Raw genomic sequence first — 20,610 nt, 5'->3', positions numbered from 1 at the left:
AAATGGGTAGCTTATAGCTCTGATATGTAGAATGATACGCATCAACTTAAGATCAGAAGAATTCGTAAAGCTTTGCACTAATTCTATAGCTAATTTATGCAACAAAATGGCAGAGGAATTTTCCCCAACCATTTTATTGCATCAGCTTACTCTTTCAATTTTTAGCAGGAGTAACAATGGGTGGTGGCGGAATCAATACTAAACCTTCATTTTCCATGCTAAATATTCCTCCATATTTTTTGTAGTCTTCCAGCCAATCAGGTTTGATCAGAATAACATAAGTTTTCGAATCTATAGGGGATTTTATGGAGTAATAAGTTACAAAGTCACCAGACTTTAATTCGCTGATACTTTCTTTGATTTTTTGGTATCCTATCAAGATAGTGAACTTATCAGAATTCTGCCAGCTTTTAAATAACTCTGTTGTTGGGACTAAAGGAGCTGGGAATAATTTTTTCTCCTCAGTCGTCAGCACTTCGTATTTTTTGTTAGCAATTCGCCGGAAGCATTCTTGAACCTTACAAACCCTCCACCATAGAATTTATCTTTTGAAATTTGATTACTGGTTGTTAGATTGGTTTTTATCCCCGAGCTTACAGAATCATCATCAGCGAAGATCTGATTACTGAATGTTAATATCAGGATTGCTGCGACTGGAAGCAATGATAAACCTTTTATCATTTTCCATGTTCTTGAAGTTTGCTTTTTCATCATTTTAAATCTTTTTTTAGTAACTGAATAATTTAGATTACTTGCCAGATTAACCGTTTTTAAGCTGACCTTTTGTAAAAGTATTTGTTGATAAGCTGATACATTGTTAGATGATTTAACCACTGCCTCATCTGCTAAAAACTCATGATTTAGCTGGATAGCTTTTTTATACAATAGAAAAGCAGGGTTAAACCAGAAGATAATTTTCAAAAACTCTATGAAGAGCAGGTCTGCTGAATGTTTCTGCAGGATATGAGCAAACTCATGCCTGATAATTTCATCTTCAATACGATTATTCAAATAGTCCTCCTCATTCAGAAATGTATAGGACAGAAAACTGTGCGGGATCATTTTTTCTTTTATTAAAACGATTGTCCCCTCAGCAGTTCTTTTCTGTTGATTTCTGCTAACTTTTAATTTTAAATTTAGGAGATTAACAACGAACTTAATAAGAAGTAGAAGGGCAACGATTCCGTAGATAATTACTGGCCAATAACTGTAATCTTCAACTATAACCTGATTAGTTACCTCAGGAAAAGTGATAATCAGAGGGGCTGAAGCCAGGTTCATTACTGGTGATAGTTCAACTTCCATCTTTGAGAATACCTCAAAGCTTATCAGTGGAACTGTCAGACCAAAAACAACACTGAGAATGAGAAAGAACCTGTTAAACTGATGCATTTTCTCTTTTTCGAGCCAGATATGGTAAATCGCTAACAAGATTATCAGGATTAGTCCTGATTTGATAAGATATTCTATCATAGTCTTTTCTTTTTGCTAATTTCCTGATCAATTATTTTCTTTAGTTCTTCCAGCTCAGCCTGACTCAGGTCTGATTCTTTTGTAAAGAATGATGCAAACTGTGAAGCCGAATCATTGAAGAAAGTTTTGATAAGTCCGCTCATGTGTTTTGAAAAGTAATCTGATTTTTTAACCAGGGGATGATACTCCCTTGAGTTGCCATAAAGTTTGTAGCCGATGAATTTTTTATCCGCCATTCTTTTCAATAAAGTCGCAATTGTGGTGGCTGCCGGCCTCGGCTCCGGGTAAGCTTCAATGAGGTCTTTCATGAAAGCCTTTTCCTTTTCCCACAAGTATTGCATGAGTTGTTCTTCTGTTTTTGTTAATTGCATTGTTCTACAAATAAATATTTTGTTCTACAATTGTAGAACAAAATATTTTATAATACAAAATAGTATCACATTATATTTTATAATCAATTGAATATCAATTAAATAAATTTTTGAAATCAGAGAGAAAATTATCCTGTTGCCACCGTAATACCTTTACAAGTGGAAATTGTGCGGGACGGTTTGACTTACGCAGGCGCAAATGGCTGACATTAGGGAGGAATTAATTATCAAAAAGTTTAAGGTATTGATTAAAAGCATATAGTTTGTTTCTTTCCCTTCCGGATATCTCTTTCAATATGCCCAGCTGTTCTAAATCTGAAAGCAGGCGATAGTTTGCCGTTTTTCCTTTCTTTGTAATGGGTTCAATTCTTGAAGCATCCACTATAGGCTGCTGATAAAGGTATTCGATTAATAATTGAGCGTCTTTAGCCCGGCTACCTAATGTACGGATTTGAATGTCGATGTGTTTTTGAAGCTGTAAGATCCCATCAAATATCTCGACCCCTTTTTTCGAAATTTCTATGACCCCGGTTAAGAAAAATTTAAGCCACTGTTCGAGATCATTATGCGTACGGACGCGCATCAAATTATCATAATACAAGGCCCGGTTGCGCTCAAAGAAATCAGAAAGGTAAAGTATCGGTCGTTTCAGGATGCCTTTGCTCACCAGATAAAGGGTAATTAAGGGTCGGCCAACACGACCATTTCCATCTAAAAATGGGTGAATGGTTTCAAACTGATAATGAATAATCGCAATTTTTAGCAAATCTGGTAATTCATTGCCCTCATCATTTACGAATTTTTCAATGTCTGACATGAGTTCGTCAATTGAACTATGTACGGGCGGAATAAATGTGGCGTCATTTATACTTGCACCACCGATCCAATTCTGACTTCTCCGGTATTCGCCAGGTAATTTATGTTTCCCCCCCCTCACATTACTTAGAAGTGTTTTGTGAGTTTGTTTAATGAGACGGGAAGAAAATGGCAGTTTGTGCAATAATTGCATCGCCTCGTTCATTGCGGCTATATAATGCTGCACTTCTTCCCAATCATCCCGTTTATCAGCAGCGACTTCAGATTTTTCCAGGAAAGCCTCTTCCATATTAGTTTGAGTTCCTTCTATTTTGGTAGACTGAGTGGCCTCCTTTGCAATATGCATCCGGATAAACAAATCGATGTTTACATATTCTGAATACATATCCAACCGGCCTAGCGAACGATCTGCTTTGCTCAGCAAGTTGATGATCTGGATATTCTATATGATCCAGTTGCGGTTCACTTTGTTTAGCTCGAAGCTTTTATAGCCGGTTTGGCTGATATACATGCCTGCTTTGAACTTTTCCATTATTCTTAATTTTAATTAAAAATAAGAATAAAAATTTTCTTATTCCGCGTTTATAATCGAAAAGCGGAATAAGGGGAAAGTTATTCCGTGTATAAGGGAAATAAAAAAGACATTTCCTCCTTTTGTTAAAATCCGATTTTGTAATGTTATATCTATAACTGCTAAAGCCTAACACCTAATACCTAAAAAAACCACCGCATATTCACTCCATTATGGAAGCAAAATTTTATGCCGGATTCATTTCTTCTATTTCTGCTCATGCTGTTGCTGCTTCTTATCATTTCGAGGATATCCTCGAAATGGTCGGCTTTTGCTGTCCACTTGTCAAACCTTCCTGTTTAGTGCCACTTTGTTGATACCTTCTTGATACCTTGTTCGGCTCTTATTGGGCTGGGATAGCCAAAAACGCATTTTAGCCGAAGAAAAGCTGAACAAGGTATCAACAAAAGTTCTTTTTTAGACTGTTTTTTGATTTGGTATAAAAACCGTGCTGGCGTGCAAAAAGGTTTTTATCTGAAGAGTGTATGGCAATAAGCTTGTACCGGAGGGGACAAGGAGACTATAAGGTTCTGATAGGATTCAAGAATTTGTAACATCCCCCGCCTCCAATCATCTCATAATATGAGAAGATTTTTACAAAGCAGGTCTGTCTAAGACCTTCATTTTGTTTATTTTGCAAAGATTGCTAATCCATTATTTAATTTAATCAGACACCTTGGACATTATACTGAATATTCAGAATCTGAGCAAAACCTATCAAAGCGGGGGCCGGACTCTTACCGTTTTGGATGATATAAGTTTTGCGATAGAAGCAGGCTCGACCATGTCGATCGTCGGTCCTTCGGGAAGTGGTAAAACAACGCTCCTTGGTTTATGTGCAGGCCTTGATCGCTCGACTTCGGGCATCGTGGAGCTGAATCATATCCGACTGGATAATCTGAACGAGGATCAGCGGGCTCAGGTCAGGAATCAGCATGTAGGTTTTATTTTTCAGAACTTCCAGCTATTGCCAACCTTGACTGCCTTAGAAAACGTAATGGTTCCGCTTGAGCTCAGAGGAGAAAAGAATATCCGTCCGCGGGCATTGGAATTGCTTGATAAGGTTGGTCTGGCTGATCGGGGGCATCATTACCCAACCCAATTGTCTGGTGGTGAACAGCAACGGGTTTCACTCGCAAGGGCTTTTTCAAATTCCCCAAAGATCTTATTTGCCGATGAACCTACAGGAAATCTGGATGCGGAAACGAGTGAAAAAGTCGTAAAGCTGATCTTTGATCTGAATAAAGAAGCCGGAACAACCCTGATTCTGGTTACTCATGATCTGGATTTGGCTTCCAAAACCCAGCGCATCATCCGCATCAAAGGCGGTTCCCTGGTTTCGGATGTGAAGACGAAGATTGAAAACCCTGAAAGACCGGACCATGTCGGAGCTTAATGACCCTGTGACAGAGGAGCATAAAGCTTCCCTCAATTTCAAATGGCTGCTGCTCATGGCATGGCGGGATAGCAGGCGTAACCGCTCACGCTTATTTCTGTTCATTTCCTCGATCATTCTTGGAATTGCTGCTTTGGTGGCTATTTATTCTTTTGAATATAATCTCAGGAATGATATTGATTCACAAGCAAAAAGTCTGCTGGGTGCTGATCTGATTATTGAGACGAATAAAACTGTCAAACAAGAATCTCTCCCAATGCTTAAATCATTGGGGACTGAGCGTTCAGAAGAGCGGACTTTCGCTTCCATGATCTATTTTCAAAAGAATGGAGGCACCCGCCTGGTCAATGTCCGGGCCTTATCCGGAGATTTTCCTTATTACGGAGATATAGAAACTACACCGAAAACTGCCAGCCGCAGTTTCAGGCTCGGGAAGCAGGCGCTGGTTGATAAAACCCTGATGCTTCAGTATGATGCTAAGCCGGGTGATTCAATAAAAGTGGGTGAGGTCATTTTTCAGATTGCGGGGGTTCTGAATAAAGCTCCGGGTCAGACGGGTTTTAATGCTGCTGTTGCTCCGATTGTTTATATTCCGCTTTCCTACCTCGAAGAAACGGGTCTTTCACAAAAGGGAAGCCGCATCACCTATAATTTTTACTATAAGTTTCCTCCCGAAACTAATGTTAATAAACTGGCAAAACGCCTCGAGCCACAACTCGAAAAAGCAGAGCTGGATTATGAAACAGTTGAATCCCGGAAGGAAAATACGGGCCGTTCTTTTGAAGATATGACCGAATTTCTGGCTCTTGTTGGATTCATTGCGCTGCTACTGGGCTGTATAGGTGTTGCCAGCGCCATTCATATTTATATTCGTGAAAAGATTAATACCATCGCTGTTCTGCGTTGCCTCGGTACCAGTTCAAGACAGGCATTTCTGATCTATCTGATCCAGATTGCCGGTATTGGCTTGATCGGTTCCCTGATTGGTGCTATTTTGGGAACACTCATCCAGCAGTTTTTGCCGATAGTTCTGAAAGACTTTTTACCAGTTGAAATCACCGTTGCCATTTCATGGATGGCTGTCGGACAGGGTCTTTTACTCGGTTTGATCATTTCGATATTGTTTGCCCTCCTGCCACTGGTGTCGGTCAGAAATATATCGCCTTTAAACACACTCAGGCTTTCACTGGAAGAAACTTCCCTGTTCAAGGATCCTATAAAATGGCTGGTGTATTTTATAATTGTGCTCTTCATTTTTGGATTTACCTACCTGCAGATGGGTTCGATAAAGAAGACGGTATTATTTACTGCGGGTGTTCTTGCCGGATTTATTATCCTTGCCGCTTTGGCTTATGCGATGATGTGGCTTGCACGACGTTATTTTCCATCTTCATGGTCTTATTTATGGCGGCAGGGTTTTGCGAATCTTTTCAGACCGAATAATCAGACCTTGATTCTGGTGGTTTCAATCGGTCTGGGGACTGCCTTTATTTGCACACTTTTCTTTGTTCAGGATATTCTGATCAACCGGGTTACGCGTTCTTCCAGTAAGAATCAGCCAAATATGGTGCTCTTTGATATTCAGAGCAATCAGAAACAGGCAGTGGCTGATTTGACGAAGAGTTTGAATCTGCCTGTTTTACAGGAAGTTCCAATCGTGAATATGCGGATGACTGAAATTAAAGGTCGCAATGCAGCCAGCTATAAAAAGGATAGTGTGGCCTGGGGTGCAATGCGCGGATTGGAACGGGAATACCGTGTTACCTACCGCGATAGCCTGAGTGATTCGGAGGAGCTTATTGATGGGAAATGGATCGGAAGGGCTGAACCCGGCAAGCCGGTGTATGTTTCTCTGGAGGAAGGCTATGCAAAACGAATCGGGGTTAAGATAGGGGATGAACTGACCTTTAATGTGCAGGGCGCTCCATTAAAGGTTTTGGTTGGCAGTACCCGTAAGGTCGATTGGAATCGGATTCAGACAAACTTTATCCTGATCTTTCCGACTGGTGTTCTGGAGGATGCCCCACAGTTTCATGTGCTGCTTACCCAGGTACCTTCCAATGAATTGTCGGCGAAATACCAGCAGGCTGTGGTAAGGACTTTCCCTAATATTTCGATGATTGATCTCGGATTGGTATTAAGTGTTCTGGATGAAATTCTCAATAAAATGGGCTTTGTAATCCGTTTCATGGCCGCATTTAGTATCATTACTGGCCTGATTGTTCTGATCGCTTCGGTGCTGATCAGTAAATATCAGCGGATCAGGGAGAGTGTGTTGTTAAGGACGATGGGCGCCAGTCGCAAGCAGATCCTGGCAATTACGGCCCTGGAGTATTTCTTCCTGGGTGCTTTGGCTGCCGGTGCGGGTATTGTTTTAGCGCTGATAGCAAGCTGGGGATTGGCAAGATTTGTTTTTGAGACTACTTTTTCTCCGGAACTAGTTCCGGTTTTGATCCTGTTCCTGCTGATTACTTCATTAACTGTATTGATTGGGTTATTTAACAGCAGAGGAGTGCTGAACAGGCCACCGCTGGAGGTGTTGAGGAGCGAGGTTTAGTTGACAGTTGACAATGGGGAATAGGGATCCGATAGCTATCGGGTTGTGGTTTTGGAAGAATATTATGCAATGAATCAGGATTATTGTCCCCCTTTGGTCCATAGAACTCCTTGGGAGAGGGGGGCGGGTAAGGCCTGAGCAATGGAGGGGGAGGATTTTTCTAATACCTCCCCCTGCCCCCTCTAGAGGGGGATAAGCAAGGTGCCCAGGGATTGTGCAGGAAGGGAGTTGAGACCCAATAGCTATCGGGGTTACAGTTGAGAATTAAAAGCAGGATGTCATCCCGCAGGAGGGAACTTAGTGATTTTAGATTAGAGTTTGTTTCTTGAGCCCGAAGTTCCTTCACTTCGTTCAGGATGACAGGTTGCAATGCGCTTCAGAATTAATTTCAATTGGATTCCTGATCCGCCCTTCGCGGAGAGAGAACTTCGTCGACGATGAATTACTACAAATCCCTCGCATTAAACGTATCACCCTGTTTCATATCCCCGCTTTCATAGCCTTTTTTGAACCATTTCATTCGCTGCTCTGAGGTTCCGTGGGTAAAGGAATCAGGAACTACCCTGCCTTGGGATTGCTTCTGCAGGCGGTCGTCTCCAATCGCACTGGCCGCAGTAAGGGCTTCTTCGATATCTCCTGCTTCCAGTACACTTTCGCCATTTTGCTGCAGTTTTTCAATATAATTAGCATAAATACCGGCATAAAAATCTGCCTGCAATTCCAGTTTTACTGATAATTGGTTATACTCGGCTTCACTCAGGCTACTACGCAAGCGTTGAACATTTTCTGATACACCCAGAAGGTTCTGAACATGATGCCCTACTTCATGGGCAATGACATAGGCCATCGGAAAATCACCTCCTGCTCCAAACTTGTTCTTAAGCTCCGCCTGGAAGCTGAGGTCAAGGTAGATTTGACGATCTGAAGGGCAGTAAAATGGTCCGGTTGCAGAGCTTGCAGATCCGCAGGCAGAGGCTACCAGATCGTCGAAAAGCACCATGGTTGGCCTTTCATATTGTTTTCCGTTTTCCCTGAATAATTCAGTCCATAATTCGTCTGTATCGGCCAGCACCACATCGGCAAATTTACCGGCATCATCCTGTGGTGAACCGACCTTGCCTTCCTGAACAGGCTGATTCTGAGACACCTGATTTAAAATGGATTGTGGATCTCCGCCAAATAATAAGCCGAGGATAACGAGAATAATTGTCCCGCCGCCAATGGCCATACCACCACCACTCATTCCACGTCTGTCATCAATGTTTCCGCTTCCGCGTCTGCCTAACCACTTCATATTCTTATACTTTTAATAAAACTATTAAAATTCATTCTTCAAATGTTTAAGAACAAATCTATTTTTTATCACGTTCAAAAACTAGCTTTCCACCTGTAAAGGTCTTCATAACTTTGACATCCCTTATTGCTTCAGCTTTGATATCAAACAAATTCTGATCCAGAATTACGAAATCTGCGAGATAGCCCTTTTTTAAAATGCCTTTATTACTTTCATCGAAAGAGGCGTATGCCGAAGTATAGGTATATGCTTTTAAGGCCTGCTCAAGGCTGACTTTTTGTTCAGGGACCCATCCTCCGGGGTTTTTATCATCGAGTGTGCGACGAGTCACCGCAGCATAAATACCCTCAATTGGTGTTGGAGGGGCAACAAACCAGTCGCTGCCAAAGGCCAGAACCGCTTCATTATCCAACAGACTTTTAAAAGCATAGGTCGTTTTTATACGTTCGGGGCCGATTACCTTTTCAGCCCATCTACCATCGTCAATCGCATGATAGGGCTGCATACTGGCAATGACATTGAGTGTTTTGAAGCGGCTCAAATCTTCCGGTGCAATATGCTGGGCATGTTCAATGCGGAAACGCCGGTCGCGTTTGCCATTTTCCTTTTCAACCCTTTCAAATATATTCAGTTGTTCTTCAATCGCTTTATCACCTATGGCATGTACCATGACCTGCAATCCGGCCTTGTCGGCGCCGGATATTTGCTCATAGAGTTCTTTTACTGGGGTAACGAGAAAGCCGCTATCAGTCGGGGTATCACTGAAAGGCTTTTTAAAGGCCGCGGTGTGCGATCCCAAAGATCCGTCAACAAATCCCTTTAGCCCCCCAATCTTTAGCCAGGAATCCCCTTTTCCTGTTTTTTTAATTTCTTCATTAAGTTTTTTCCAGGAACTCAAAGGCACTACAGCATAGATTCGTGTGTTTAAGAGTCCTTTTTTCGCAACTCTGCGGTAGACTTCCAGATCCTGCCAGCCACCCATACTTTGAACGGAGGTAACTCCATTGGCGGCTACATATTTCATCGCTGCCTCGATTGCTCTGTCTTTTAACTCATCCGAAGGATCGGAAATATGCTGACCAATCAGTCCCATCGCATTGTCCTTGAAAATACCTTCGGGCATTCCATTTTTAGCACGGACTATCGAGCCGCCTTCAACATCCGGATTAGCGGGATTTATTTTTGCGATTCTCATTGCCGCAGAATTCGCCAGACCCATGTGCCCATCAAGGCGCTGAATGAAAACCGGGTGTTCGGCACTTACCGAGTCAATCCAGCTGGCTTGTGGAAGTTCGCCACCCCAATTGGTATGGTCCCAGTCGCCATTCAAAATCCAGGTACCGGGAGGCACCGTTTTGACAAAGGTAGCGATACGATCAATAAATTCCTGTTTTGTTTTCGCATCCCGTAAAGAGACAGAGGACAGTCCGAACCCCCCATCAATAAAATGAACATGAGAATCATTGAATCCGGGCACCAGCATCTGGCCTTTGGCATCGATAAGTTCTGTACCATCAGCCAGCATTTTCCTGACTTCTTTACTGCTTCCTACATGGATTATCGTTTCGCCTTTTACTGCAATTGCTTCTGCCCAGGGCTGAGCCTCATCACCGGTCCAGATGCGGGCATTGATGATAGCCAGAGTGGGGCTTTCAGTTGTTTTACAGGCAGAAAAATTTACACACAGGAACAAGGATAGAATGAAGAAATAACGGGTATTCGACCTTAGAGGTATGAATGAAGATTTGAAATTCATTATTGAGGCTTTGGTTAATTAAATATATGAATTAACCGTTTAGGAAAAATGGGATAGTATTTTGTCTGAACTGTGATTTTTATGATTAGTGTGATTGTAGTGATTTATGCTGAAAATCCAGTAAGACTTACGAATTTGCTTAGGCGTTAAACTGGTTAAATTCGTCAGTCACATCTATAAACGCGACTGACGAAATCGACTTTCTTTTCGCCCAGGTGATTTCGCAAGTCGGGAAATTCAGACTTACGAATTTACTTAGGCGTCATGCATTTAAATTCGTCAGTCGCTATCCCGGAATGTGACTGACGAAATCGACTTTCTTTTCGCCCAGGTGATTTCGTAAGTCGGGAAATTCAGACTTACGAATTTACTTAGGCGTCATGCATTTAAATTCGTCAGTCGCTATCCCGGAATGTGACTGACGAAATCGACTTTCTTTTCGCCCAGGTAATTTCGTAAGTCTTTATCCCTTTTACTCCTCCGTAAAAGCAATAATCGCTTTTTGAATCCTCTGAATTGTATTCTCTTTACCAAGAAGCACTGCAATATCAAAAACTCCCGGACCAAATTTGCCCCCAACCAGCATAACCCTGAATGGTAACATCAACTCACCCGGTTTAATGCCTTTTTCTTCTGCCAAAGTTTTAAAAATAGTTTCCAGATTTACAGCATCCCATGCTTTTGTCCCTTCCCAGGTTTTAATCAGCTCATTGAAATATTCTGTTTTGGCCTCGCTCCATTTAGGTTTTACAGCATTCAGGTCATAAAATGCAGGCTGCTCAAAGAAGAATGAAGCCTGATCCCAGAAATCCTGAAGAAAGGTCATGCGCTCTTTGACAGTCTCAAGAACTTTATCGAAATACTCATTATCCTGAATTTGGACGCCTTTAGCTTTCAGTATTTCAAGTACCTGATACCTGATACGTGATACCTGATACTTCTTTATATACTCATGATTAAACCACTTCGCTTTCTCAAAATCAAATTTTGCGCCTGCTTTGCTCACCCGTTCGATACTGAACTTCTCAATTAATTCTTCCATACTGAAGATCTCCTGTTCGGTCCCATCATTCCAGCCTAAAAGGGCCAGCATATTGACAAAAGCTTCGGGCAGGTATCCCATCTCACGGAATCCCCGGATAATTTCTTCGCTTTTCGGGTCCTTCCAGTTCATTGCATAGACAGGGAAACCAAGCCGGTCGCCATCACGCTTGCTTAATTTACCATTGCCATCAGGTTTGAGGATCAGTGGAAGATGTACCCAATGAGGCATGTCGGCTTTCCATCCAAGATATTCCCAGAGCAGGATATGAACCGGCGCTGAAGGGAGCCATTCTTCTCCGCGGAAGGCATGGCTTATTTTCATCAGATAATCATCCACAACCACAGCGAGGTGATAGGTTGGCATGCCATCAGCTTTTAACAGTACTTTATCATCAACAAGATTGGTGTCAAAGCTGACATCCCCGCGAATCATATCGTAGAAATGAACCGTATCATCTGCAGGAACTTTAATGCGGATAACATGCGGTACTCCCTGATCCAAAAGTGTCTGCGTTTCTTCCTGCGACAGGTTCAGGGAATTTTTTAAAACATCACGGTTTTCATGGCCGTAACGAAAGTTTGGAAATATTTGTCGCTGCTCATCCAGTTCTGCCGGGGTGTCGAACGCATAATAAGCATGATTATCCCTGACAAGCTGCTCGGCGTATTTCCGGTAATTGTCTTTGCGCTCGCTCTGACGGTATGGAGCATAGGGGCCACCATTTTGAGGTCCTTCATCAGGATTTAATCCGCACCAGGCGAGACAATCAAGTATGTATTGTTCTGCCCCCTCAACATAACGGCTTTGATCGGTATCTTCTATTCTGAGTATAAAATCCCCGCCATGTTTGCGGGCAAAAAGATAATTAAATAATACAGTTCTTACTCCCCCAAGATGTAAACCTCCTGTAGGGCTGGGTGCAAATCGTACTCTTACTTTCTTAGTCATATTAGGCATAGGGCAAAGATAGGGAATAGTTGAGAATTGAGAGTTGAGAATTGAGAATGGGTCAAAGCAAGGATGTCATCTAACGCAGGAGGGAACTTAGATATTGAATTGATAGTTGACAATTGACAGTTGAGAATTGGGAATTGCGCTGATCATGACTAATTGATTTTCATGAACCAAAACAGTCCTAACAACTAACAACTAAATTCCTGCTCTTTCAGTTTCCTTTTGTAATTTGCTTATCGATATGAACCAATACGAATGGAAACGCCGCTGGAAGTTTATTTTGCTTGCTTTTGCAGTGGTTATTGCCGGTGCCTCCTTGTGGTATACCGATTATCTGGTCAGGAATATATCAGTAGCTGAGCGTACCAGGGCCGAATTATGGGCGAAAAGTACCCGTAACATTATCGCCATGCCTGATGTGAATGATGAGTATATCACCTTCATTTACAGCATGCGTGACAGCCTTGCTGTTCCTGCAATTGTGGTTGATTCGGCAGAGAATATCGTCACCTGGCGCGGACTCGACAGTACTAAAACTAATTTTGAGCTGGATTCTGATACGACCAAAAAATATGATCCGAAATATTTCAGGAGGGAGTTAAAGGAGATGAAATCCCAGCATCCTCAACCGATAGTTCTGGATTTAAATACCATGGGTAATCAGCGATGGTATGTTTATTATAAAGATTCGATGCTTTTAACTCAACTAAGGGCATTCCCCTACATACAGTTATCGGTGATCGCTATCTTTTTGCTGGTTGCTTACGCTGTTTTTAGTTCCGCAAAGAGATTGGAACAGGATCAGGTTTGGGTCGGACTAGCGAAAGAAACCGCCCATCAGCTGGGTACACCGATCTCTTCGTTAATGGCCTGGACAGAATTGCTGAAATCAAGGTTCAATGTACCAGATGATCCGCTGATTCTTGAAATGGAGAATGATGTGAAGCGCCTTGAAATGGTGGCCGACAGGTTTTCAAAGATTGGATCCAAGCCCATTCTCCATAATCACGTTGTTTATGATGTGGTTGAGGAGTTTGTAAACTATTTCAGGGTGAGGGTGAGTGATAAGATTGAATTTATCCTTATGGGTGATAAGCAGGTTGAGGCACTGATCAATGTTCCCTTATTCGACTGGGTAATTGAGAATATCCTGAAAAATGCAGTGAATGCAATTGAAGGTGCCGGAAGTATTAAAGTTGAGATCAGGGAAAATCTTGTTAAGGAGCAGGTATTTATTGATATTTCTGATACCGGGGGAGGTATACCGCGACTTAAATTTGAAGCGGTATTTCAACCCGGATACACCACTCGTAAGCGTGGCTGGGGACTTGGTCTTTCGCTCACCAAAAGGATCGTAGAAAATTATCACCAGGGGAGTGTCTTTGTTAAAGAATCTGAAATCGGGAAAGGAACAACCTTCCGGATTGTTTTAAAAAGTAATATGACTTATGAACCGACCACAAGCTGATGAATATCCTCTTTTTTACAAGGGATATATTGATACTGTAAAGGATGATGTACTTGCTGAGCTTGAACATCAGATCGAATCCTTTCAGGTCTTATTGAAGGAAATCCCTCAAGAAAAGGCCGGTTTTGCCTATGCTGAAGGAAAATGGACTATCATTGAACTTCTTGGCCATATATTGGATACCGAAAGGATCATGGCTTACAGAGCCTTGCGGATTGCCCGAAACGATGCAACACCTTTAGCCGGTTTTGAAGAAAATGATTATGTGGCGAATGCTCATTTTGCCGACAGAAGCCTCGACAGCATGGCAAAAGAGTTTGAACATCTGCGTAAAGCTAATCTCTTTCTGATCAAAAGTTTGAATGAGACTGAACTTGCACGTTTTGGAATTTCGAATGAGAAACCTATTTCAGTTAAAGCCCTTGTTTTTATTATTGCCGGTCATTTGAATCATCACATGCGGATTCTTAAGGAAAGATATTTATGATCTGGTCAAGGGATTATACTGTCGAAGAGCTTAATGGCAGGCCCAAGGGACATATTGGTGAACTGATTGGAATTGAATTTACCGAAATTACGGAGGATTCTATTTCCGCCCGAATGCCTGTCAATGAAAAAACACATCAACCTCATGGGATACTCCATGGAGGAGCATCGGTGGTTCTGGCCGAGTCCCTGGGTAGCGTGGCTTCAAACATGATCGTCGATTCGAATAAGTATATCGGGGTAGGACTAGAGGTTAATGCCAATCATCTCAGGCCGGTTAAATCTGGCTTCGTAACCGGAATTTGTAAACCGATTCATATCGGCGGTAAAACCCATGTCTGGGATATCAGGCTGTATGACGACAGGGGGAAAATGAATTGTGTCAGCAGGCTGACTGTGGCGATAATACCTAAAACCTAAAAAAAGAGGCTTGTTTAAAGCCTCCTTTTTCTGTTTATTAAGCCTTATTCTCTTCTTTAGATTCCTTTTTTTCAATGACATGTGAAATCAAAAGACCTAATCCGCCGAATATGGCTACCAGAGAGAAATAGATCGCCACATTAGCGTCTTCATTCATGTTTGAAGGATCGAAGTCCAGGACTGTATTAGCCAATAGGTGAGCTAAAAATAATCCGATACCGGCACCCATTAATAACAAGCCCCAGGTAAGGTTAATATAAGACTTACCTTTTGGCCGGCGTATTCCCGGGTCCATACCATTTTGAATCATTAACATATTCTCTTTGTTCTGCAGATAACGGATGCCGAATAGTGCAGCAAAAAGGCCAAGGCCTAGTAAAATTGGTACTAAAATTCCCATGATGTTTATTTTTATGGTTAATAATAAATAATTTCTTTCCTGATCACCTGATCTGAAAACTATGACAACAGCTTTTTGAATCAGGTTACACCCGGGTTGATTTTTTCCTATTTTAACCTTATTCCGATATAAAATTTTGCTTGGGTAATGTTTAAATTGAATTATTTCTTTTGTTTTAGAAAGCAGGGTCTGTGCCTCTTCGGTCCTGGTAGTCCCGTGTTCTGCCGTTTTTTTGCCCATAAATTCCTTTGTAACATAAAAATCTGCCTGGCAAAAAGCTACAGCTGCCACGGGTTTATTTCAAATGGCAAATGGTTCTTTTGCCGGGCTATCCGTCCCCATGAAATACAAGTCCGGGTAAAATAAACCTTGCCGGAGGAGGTAGCTTCCGGCTATTGGTAATTTGATGTAGAACGCGATTTCTTGCCGGAACTAACCCGGAGGAAAGGGCTGAACCAGCCTATAACACACAGGTATTGCTTTTCAAAATCAAATTATTGTGCCTTCAATACCTTAGGTGACCAATTATAATCATAAAATTGGCTCTTAGTTCTCGGTTTTACCTTACGTTTACTTAAACGATTATTATTGTTTATAAGCTGTAACCTTTCCAAATATTCAGGCGTCACATGGATGATTGATGCAGAACAAGTATTCAGATACAGAACTGATAAATAAGGTACTCGGCGGCGACAAGGCGGCCTATGCCGACCTTATGAAGCGCCACCAACGCTTTGTGTTTACGCTGGCCTTAAGATTTGCAAAGAATCGCGAGGATGCTGAAGAAATTGCTCAGGACTGTTTTATAAAGGCCTACCGTTCTTTAAATACATTTAGAAATACTTCTAAGTTCAGCACCTGGCTTTATAGTATTGTGTATACAACAGCGATGACCTTTTTAAGAAAAAAGCGGCTGGATATTCAATCAATTGATACCGAAATCGGTTTGCTGAATGTCGAAAACCATGTTTCAGATCTGAACTCAGATGAAGTGGAACATAAATCGAAAATGGTCTTTGTGAACCAGGCTATTGATCAGCTGTTACCTGATGATGCTGCAGTAATCTCACTTTTCTATCAGGGAGAGCAATCGCTGGAAGAGATCGGGCAGGCACTTGGGATGGAAACAAATACAGTTAAGGTAAAGCTGCACCGGGCAAGGCATCGCCTGAAAGAGAAAATTGAGAATATTTTACACCATGAAGTGAGGGAATTACTATGAACCTTATAGAACAAAGAATCTGGGATTATCTGGATGGAACAGGTACTCTTCAGGAAAGAGAGTTAACAGAGCGTCTGATAAAAACTGATCCTGTTTATCAACAGGTATATCAAGAATGTAAATCATTTAATAGCCTGGTTTCTGCAGCAGATCAGGATGAACCCTCAATGGGTTTTACCAGAAATGTGATGGAGAGGATTAACCTGGAACCAGTTCACTCTTCACTTAAATCATTGATCGATAAAAGGATTGTTTTCGGAATAGCAGCATTTTTCCTGTTTACGATTACTGCTTTGCTTGGGGTTTTGTTTTATCAGATCGACTGGTCTCAGCATATTTCTTCCGGTATGCAGAATTACCAAATACCTGAAATTGACATTTCTAAATATTTAAACACCACTTTAATTAATATTTTTTTCTTTGCGGATATTATTGCCGGTTTGTACCTGTTTGATGGATTTCTGAGAAAGCGTATCCGTTCAAAAAATATATAAATTATTTTTCAGAACTTTTTAAGTTCAGGATGGTTGTCTTTAAGAACCGTTTTTTCGGTTCAATTGTGATAAGGTTTAGGTTGGAGCCCCCGTAAATAGCGGGGGTTTCATTTAAATAAATCAGGGAGGTCTATTCAGAAACTTACCTGTGAGACCGGAATCACTTCTTTATGGTAGTTTATACCTAAGAAATCAGATGCTGCTTATGTTTACCAGTTTGGTACACGTACTTCTCAATTAAGAGCCTGATCGGCTCATAAATTACAAATCAAAAGTATACTTTTAAAAAATCAAAAATTTATTATTCAATATCTATATCTTGGATATGAGTTATTATTAGCGCGGCAGCAATTTTCATATTAATGTGATGTTTCCCGGATTTTAAATTTATATTTCTGTAAGTAAATTATGCGAAAATTTTCTTTTCAAACGGTGGTAATAACAGGATTTATCGTAACCCTTGCCTGTGTCTTTATTGTTGCGTTAAGCTCTTATTTAAGCATTAAAAAGCTTCAGAGCTCGCTTGCATGGGTGGTTCATTCGGAAGAAGTGATTGTAAAAACCAGGGAAATTGAGTACCAGCTTACCAGCGCTGAAACGGGCCAGCGTGGATATTTAGTAACCGGCGAAACTTCTTATTTAGAGCGATACAGGATCAATGCCGACAATATCCCCATTTTAATCAGTGATCTGCAGGTATTGGTCAGTGATAATCCGGAACAGTTAAGCCGCGCCGATTCGTTGGGTTTTCACTCTATGGCAAGGCTTCAGGAGTTGCAAAACGTTTTAAATGTACTTCAACAATCTACATTTGAAGCCGCCCGGGAGGAGGTACTCACTAACCGCGGCAAAATGCACATGGATAATGCCCACCGGGTTATTTCTGATATGCGGCGGGAAGAAATGAGGTTGTTAGCAGTACGGAAAGCAAATTCGGATCGCGATGTTGACAATGCAATAGCTGTTATTGTTTTAGGATGCTTACTGATTCTGCTAATGGTACTTGTGTTATTAGGATTTATACGGAGGACATTCAGCAAACAGAAGCGTATAGAAGCAAGTATTTTGGAAACTAACAAGGAACTGAATAAGGTTTCTGCAGAAAATAAGCGTCAAAACTGGCTTCTTGAAGGGGCTGTTGTTGTGGATGAGGCCATGCGGGGGACGCAAACTTTAGCTGAATGTGCCCAAAGTATAATTAGTGAATTAGCAAAATATGTAAAGGCCGATCTGGGAGCAATTTATATCGCTGAAAAAGAGGGGAATATGGTGACACTGGCCGGAATGTTTGCCTTTCAGCCCCAACATGCTGTGACCACCTTCAGGCTGGGAGAAGGTATGGTAGGACAGGCTGCTTTAGAAAAAAAAGGTATTATTTTAACTAATATCCCTTCAGATTACATCAAAGTTACCTCAGCATTGGGAAATGCTTCACTTGCAGGAGTGTTAATTTATCCCTTAATATTACAGGGTCAGTTAAAAGGTGTCATTGAGCTTGGCTTTTTGAGCGGTATTGCTCCGAACGCAATGGAATTTCTTGATAAAGTTAGTAATAGTATTGCTATGGGTATTAACGCAGTTCAGTCCAGCGTTGAAATGCAAAATCTCTATGAACGCTCGCAGGCGCAGGCTGAAGAACTTGAGTCGCAACAGGAAGAATTACGTACCGCCAATGAAGAACTGCTTAATAAAACTGAAGCGCTTCAGGCTTCAGAAGAGGAACTCAGAGTTCAGCAGGAAGAGCTCCGGCAGATAAATGTGGAGCTTGAAGAGCAGGCAGAGCAGCTTGAAGAACGCAATAAGTTAATTAATGAAGCCCGTGAAGCTATTAGTGTTAAAGCTCAGGAGCTGGAACAAACGGGTAAGTATAAATCTGAATTTCTGGCTAATATGAGCCATGAGCTGCGCACACCCTTAAACAGTATTTTAATACTGGCAAGAATACTTGGAGATAATAAGCATGCTAACCTGAATGAAGAACAGTTAAAGTATGCAAGGGTAATTCACAATGCCGGCAGCGATCTGTTAACACTTATAAATGATATCCTGGATCTTTCAAAGGTTGAGTCGGGCAAAATGGATCTGACTATTGAAGATGTTTATATCGACGATATAAAACGAGACCTTGAGCTACTCTTCGATGAAGTAGCAGGCAATAAAAAAGTCAATTTCAGTGTGCAGGTAGAAAAAGGTGTTCCGGCTTCCATTGTTTCAGACCGGGTAAGGGTTGAGCAGATCCTCAGAAATTTATTATCAAATGCTTTTAAATTCACTCCTGAGAATGGTTCAGTGACAGTAAAGGTTAAATCAGGAGATGAGGGTCATGCTTTTACAAGCAGTGTTTTAAAAACCCTGGATTCAAAAGATATTATTTCAATGGCTGTAACTGATACCGGCATAGGTATTCCTGAAGAAAAGCAGCAACTGATATTTGAAGCTTTTCAGCAGGCGGACGGCTCCACCAGCAGAAAGTACGGCGGGACTGGGCTTGGTCTTTCTATCAGCCGCGAACTGGCGGTGGTACTAGGGGGGGAAATTAGTGTTTCAAGTGCTAAAGGGGGTGGAAGTATATTTACTTTATTTCTTCCACGGGTTCTTCAGGCAAAGGACGAAGAAGCGGTTGAAGAGTTTAAAATTCCAGATGAAAGAGCCCCTATTGAACCTTTTCCAGTATTAGAAAAGGCTTCTGCACCAGGAGAAAGTGTCGTACTTATTATTGAAGATGATACAAACTTTGCTGAGATACTGAAGGATTATGCGATACAACGCGGATTTAAACCAATTTTAGCGTATAGCGGCGATACAGGCCTGGAACTTGCAAAAAAGCTCAGGCCTCAAGCCATTATCCTTGATATTATGCTGCCTGTGATGGATGGATGGACGGTTTTAAAACATTTAAAATCTGATCCCGGCACTAAGGATATACCGGTACACATGATGTCAGCAGGAGATGAAAAAAAGAATAAAGCGGAACGTGGCGGGGCTCTTGGATTTCTTAAAAAACCTGTAACTAAGGAAAAGCTGGACGAAGTATTTGATAATCTTGTCAAAAACAGGGATTTAAAGTTAGCTAAAGTACTTATTGTAGAGGATCATGAGATTCAGAGCGAAGATATTAAGCGAAAATTCGTGGAACATAACATTCAGGTAGTCCAGGCATTTACTGGAAATGAAGCCCGGAAAATATTAAATGACGAACATGATTTCGATTGCCTGATATTAGATGTAAACCTGCCCGATATTTCAGGCTTGGATCTTTTGGACGAGATAAGATCCAATAAAGATCTTAAAGATATCCCTGTGGTTATTAATACGGCAATGGAATTAGATAAGAACAGTTTGGCCAGAGTAATGGAGCATACTGATGCCATGGTTTTAAAAAATAGTAAATCCAACGAAAGGCTGCTTGATGAAGTTAACCTGTTTATGAACAAGGTTAAATCAACAGTTCCGGCTTATTCTTCACCTTTGCCATCTACCGGAAACTCCAGTACACTTGAAAAAGTATTAAAAGACAAGACCATATTAATTGTTGACGATGATATGAGAAACATATTCGCGCTGTCCAGCGCACTGCAAGCTTATGACTTGAGCATTGAAGTTGCCCACAATGGTAGGGAAGCATTAAATAAGCTGGATTCGAAACCTGATATCAACCTGGTATTAATGGATATAATGATGCCGGAAATGGATGGTTATGAAGCGATGACGGAGATCAGAAAGCAAAGCAGGTTTAAAAATTTGCCTATCATTGCTCTAACCGCAAAAGCCATGAAAAACGATCGTGATAAATGTATTTCATCCGGGGCGAATGATTATGCCTCAAAACCCGTGGATGTCGATAAGTTATTGTCTCTCATTCGCGTGTGGTTAAGTTAAGATTTTAA

At 41.4% G+C, this 20,610-nt stretch carries 17 protein-coding genes; 9 read left to right on the top strand and 8 right to left on the bottom strand.

Annotated elements, in window-relative coordinates; translation table 11 throughout:
- Positions 1 to 154: 154 nt before the first annotated feature.
- The 4 genes from Q8M41_RS15455 to Q8M41_RS15440 all read right to left on the bottom strand — a co-directional run bounded on the left by Q8M41_RS15455 (position 155) and on the right by Q8M41_RS15440 (position 3,084).
- Positions 155 to 475 carry a hypothetical protein gene (locus tag Q8M41_RS15455; protein ID WP_305366192.1) on the bottom strand — a complete coding sequence of 107 codons (321 nt, stop codon included), beginning with the start codon at positions 473 to 475 and terminating at the stop codon, positions 155 to 157.
- Complete coding sequence (locus Q8M41_RS15450; protein WP_305366191.1) at positions 469 to 1,473, bottom strand: M56 family metallopeptidase; 1,005 nt, start codon at positions 1,471 to 1,473, stop codon at positions 469 to 471. The genes Q8M41_RS15455 and Q8M41_RS15450 overlap by 7 nt, the downstream gene beginning before the upstream one ends.
- Positions 1,470 to 1,844, bottom strand: a complete 375-nt coding sequence (locus Q8M41_RS15445; RefSeq protein ID WP_305366190.1) for a BlaI/MecI/CopY family transcriptional regulator — start codon at positions 1,842 to 1,844, stop codon at positions 1,470 to 1,472. Before Q8M41_RS15445 ends, Q8M41_RS15450 begins: the two co-directional genes overlap by 4 nt.
- 220 nt (positions 1,845 to 2,064) lie before the next feature.
- Positions 2,065 to 3,084: a Fic family protein gene (locus tag Q8M41_RS15440; protein ID WP_305366189.1), complete on the bottom strand. Its 1,020-nt coding sequence runs from the start codon at positions 3,082 to 3,084 to the stop codon at positions 2,065 to 2,067.
- A gap of 320 nt (positions 3,085 to 3,404) precedes the next feature.
- Here Q8M41_RS15440 and Q8M41_RS15435 point away from each other — a divergent pair, with 320 nt between their 5' ends.
- From Q8M41_RS15435 to Q8M41_RS15425, 3 genes are all read left to right on the top strand, one after another.
- Entirely contained in the window at positions 3,405 to 3,548 is a 144-nt protein-coding gene (locus tag Q8M41_RS15435; protein WP_305366188.1) for a hypothetical protein, read from the top strand.
- A gap of 359 nt (positions 3,549 to 3,907) precedes the next feature.
- A complete protein-coding gene (locus Q8M41_RS15430; protein ID WP_305366187.1) occupies positions 3,908 to 4,627 on the top strand; it encodes an ABC transporter ATP-binding protein in 720 nt (239 codons plus the stop codon).
- On the top strand, positions 4,590 to 7,184 hold the full coding sequence (locus Q8M41_RS15425) for an ABC transporter permease (RefSeq protein WP_305366186.1): 2,595 nt from the start codon (positions 4,590 to 4,592) through the stop codon (positions 7,182 to 7,184). Before Q8M41_RS15430 ends, Q8M41_RS15425 begins: the two co-directional genes overlap by 38 nt.
- 445 nt (positions 7,185 to 7,629) lie before the next feature.
- Here Q8M41_RS15425 and Q8M41_RS15420 read toward each other — a convergent pair whose 3' ends face one another.
- The 3 genes from Q8M41_RS15420 to gltX all read right to left on the bottom strand — a co-directional run bounded on the left by Q8M41_RS15420 (position 7,630) and on the right by gltX (position 12,227).
- A complete protein-coding gene (locus Q8M41_RS15420; RefSeq protein WP_305366185.1) occupies positions 7,630 to 8,478 on the bottom strand; it encodes a neutral zinc metallopeptidase in 849 nt (282 codons plus the stop codon).
- A gap of 58 nt (positions 8,479 to 8,536) precedes the next feature.
- Complete coding sequence (locus tag Q8M41_RS15415; RefSeq protein ID WP_305366184.1) at positions 8,537 to 10,234, bottom strand: amidohydrolase; 1,698 nt, start codon at positions 10,232 to 10,234, stop codon at positions 8,537 to 8,539.
- A gap of 472 nt (positions 10,235 to 10,706) precedes the next feature.
- Entirely contained in the window at positions 10,707 to 12,227 is a 1,521-nt protein-coding gene (gltX, locus tag Q8M41_RS15410) for a glutamate--tRNA ligase (RefSeq protein WP_305366183.1), read from the bottom strand.
- Positions 12,228 to 12,474: 247 nt separating this feature from the next.
- Between gltX and Q8M41_RS15405 the strand changes: the two genes are divergently transcribed.
- Genes Q8M41_RS15405 through Q8M41_RS15395 form a run of 3 tightly spaced genes read left to right on the top strand, consistent with a single transcriptional unit; the run spans position 12,475 to position 14,607 of the window.
- Complete coding sequence (locus tag Q8M41_RS15405) at positions 12,475 to 13,701, top strand: HAMP domain-containing sensor histidine kinase (protein ID WP_305366182.1); 1,227 nt, start codon at positions 12,475 to 12,477, stop codon at positions 13,699 to 13,701.
- Positions 13,682 to 14,188, top strand: a complete 507-nt coding sequence (locus Q8M41_RS15400) for a DinB family protein (RefSeq protein ID WP_305366181.1) — start codon at positions 13,682 to 13,684, stop codon at positions 14,186 to 14,188. The genes Q8M41_RS15405 and Q8M41_RS15400 overlap by 20 nt, the downstream gene beginning before the upstream one ends.
- Entirely contained in the window at positions 14,185 to 14,607 is a 423-nt protein-coding gene (locus Q8M41_RS15395) for a hotdog fold thioesterase (protein ID WP_305366180.1), read from the top strand. The genes Q8M41_RS15400 and Q8M41_RS15395 overlap by 4 nt, the downstream gene beginning before the upstream one ends.
- A 37-nt stretch (positions 14,608 to 14,644) precedes the next feature.
- Here the strand turns inward: Q8M41_RS15395 and Q8M41_RS15390 are convergent, their stop codons facing one another.
- Complete coding sequence (locus tag Q8M41_RS15390; protein WP_305366179.1) at positions 14,645 to 15,298, bottom strand: DUF6249 domain-containing protein; 654 nt, start codon at positions 15,296 to 15,298, stop codon at positions 14,645 to 14,647.
- 349 nt (positions 15,299 to 15,647) lie between these two features.
- Here Q8M41_RS15390 and Q8M41_RS15385 point away from each other — a divergent pair, with 349 nt between their 5' ends.
- From Q8M41_RS15385 to Q8M41_RS15375, 3 genes are all read left to right on the top strand, one after another.
- Positions 15,648 to 16,229: an RNA polymerase sigma factor gene (locus Q8M41_RS15385; protein WP_305366178.1), complete on the top strand. Its 582-nt coding sequence runs from the start codon at positions 15,648 to 15,650 to the stop codon at positions 16,227 to 16,229.
- Positions 16,226 to 16,723 carry a hypothetical protein gene (locus Q8M41_RS15380; protein WP_305366177.1) on the top strand — a complete coding sequence of 166 codons (498 nt, stop codon included), beginning with the start codon at positions 16,226 to 16,228 and terminating at the stop codon, positions 16,721 to 16,723. The genes Q8M41_RS15385 and Q8M41_RS15380 overlap by 4 nt, the downstream gene beginning before the upstream one ends.
- A 408-nt stretch (positions 16,724 to 17,131) precedes the next feature.
- On the top strand, positions 17,132 to 20,602 hold the full coding sequence (locus Q8M41_RS15375) for a response regulator (protein WP_305366176.1): 3,471 nt from the start codon (positions 17,132 to 17,134) through the stop codon (positions 20,600 to 20,602).
- Positions 20,603 to 20,610 lie beyond the last annotated feature (8 nt).

This window comes from Daejeonella sp. (assembly GCF_030684675.1).
Classification (GTDB): Bacteria; Bacteroidota; Bacteroidia; order Sphingobacteriales; family Sphingobacteriaceae; genus Daejeonella.
The sequence above is the reverse complement of the archived record's forward strand: the minus strand, read 5'-3'. Positions and strand labels throughout refer to the sequence as shown.

What these genes read in the sequence shown, in the direction of transcription:
- Q8M41_RS15450 (WP_305366191.1), bottom strand. Translation starts at nt 1,473, where the DNA reads ATGATAGAATATCTTATCAAATCAGGACTAATCCTGATAATCTTGTTA.
- Q8M41_RS15445 (WP_305366190.1), bottom strand. Translation starts at nt 1,844, where the DNA reads ATGCAATTAACAAAAACAGAAGAACAACTCATGCAATACTTGTGGGAA.
- Q8M41_RS15435 (WP_305366188.1), top strand. Translation starts at nt 3,405, where the DNA reads ATGGAAGCAAAATTTTATGCCGGATTCATTTCTTCTATTTCTGCTCAT.
- Q8M41_RS15420 (WP_305366185.1), bottom strand. Translation starts at nt 8,478, where the DNA reads ATGAAGTGGTTAGGCAGACGCGGAAGCGGAAACATTGATGACAGACGT.
- Q8M41_RS15415 (WP_305366184.1), bottom strand. Translation starts at nt 10,234, where the DNA reads ATGAATTTCAAATCTTCATTCATACCTCTAAGGTCGAATACCCGTTAT.
- gltX (WP_305366183.1), bottom strand. Translation starts at nt 12,227, where the DNA reads ATGACTAAGAAAGTAAGAGTACGATTTGCACCCAGCCCTACAGGAGGT.
- Q8M41_RS15405 (WP_305366182.1), top strand. Translation starts at nt 12,475, where the DNA reads ATGAACCAATACGAATGGAAACGCCGCTGGAAGTTTATTTTGCTTGCT.
- Q8M41_RS15400 (WP_305366181.1), top strand. Translation starts at nt 13,682, where the DNA reads ATGAACCGACCACAAGCTGATGAATATCCTCTTTTTTACAAGGGATAT.
- Q8M41_RS15395 (WP_305366180.1), top strand. Translation starts at nt 14,185, where the DNA reads ATGATCTGGTCAAGGGATTATACTGTCGAAGAGCTTAATGGCAGGCCC.
- Q8M41_RS15385 (WP_305366178.1), top strand. Translation starts at nt 15,648, where the DNA reads ATGCAGAACAAGTATTCAGATACAGAACTGATAAATAAGGTACTCGGC.
- Q8M41_RS15380 (WP_305366177.1), top strand. Translation starts at nt 16,226, where the DNA reads ATGAACCTTATAGAACAAAGAATCTGGGATTATCTGGATGGAACAGGT.
- Q8M41_RS15375 (WP_305366176.1), top strand. Translation starts at nt 17,132, where the DNA reads ATGCGAAAATTTTCTTTTCAAACGGTGGTAATAACAGGATTTATCGTA.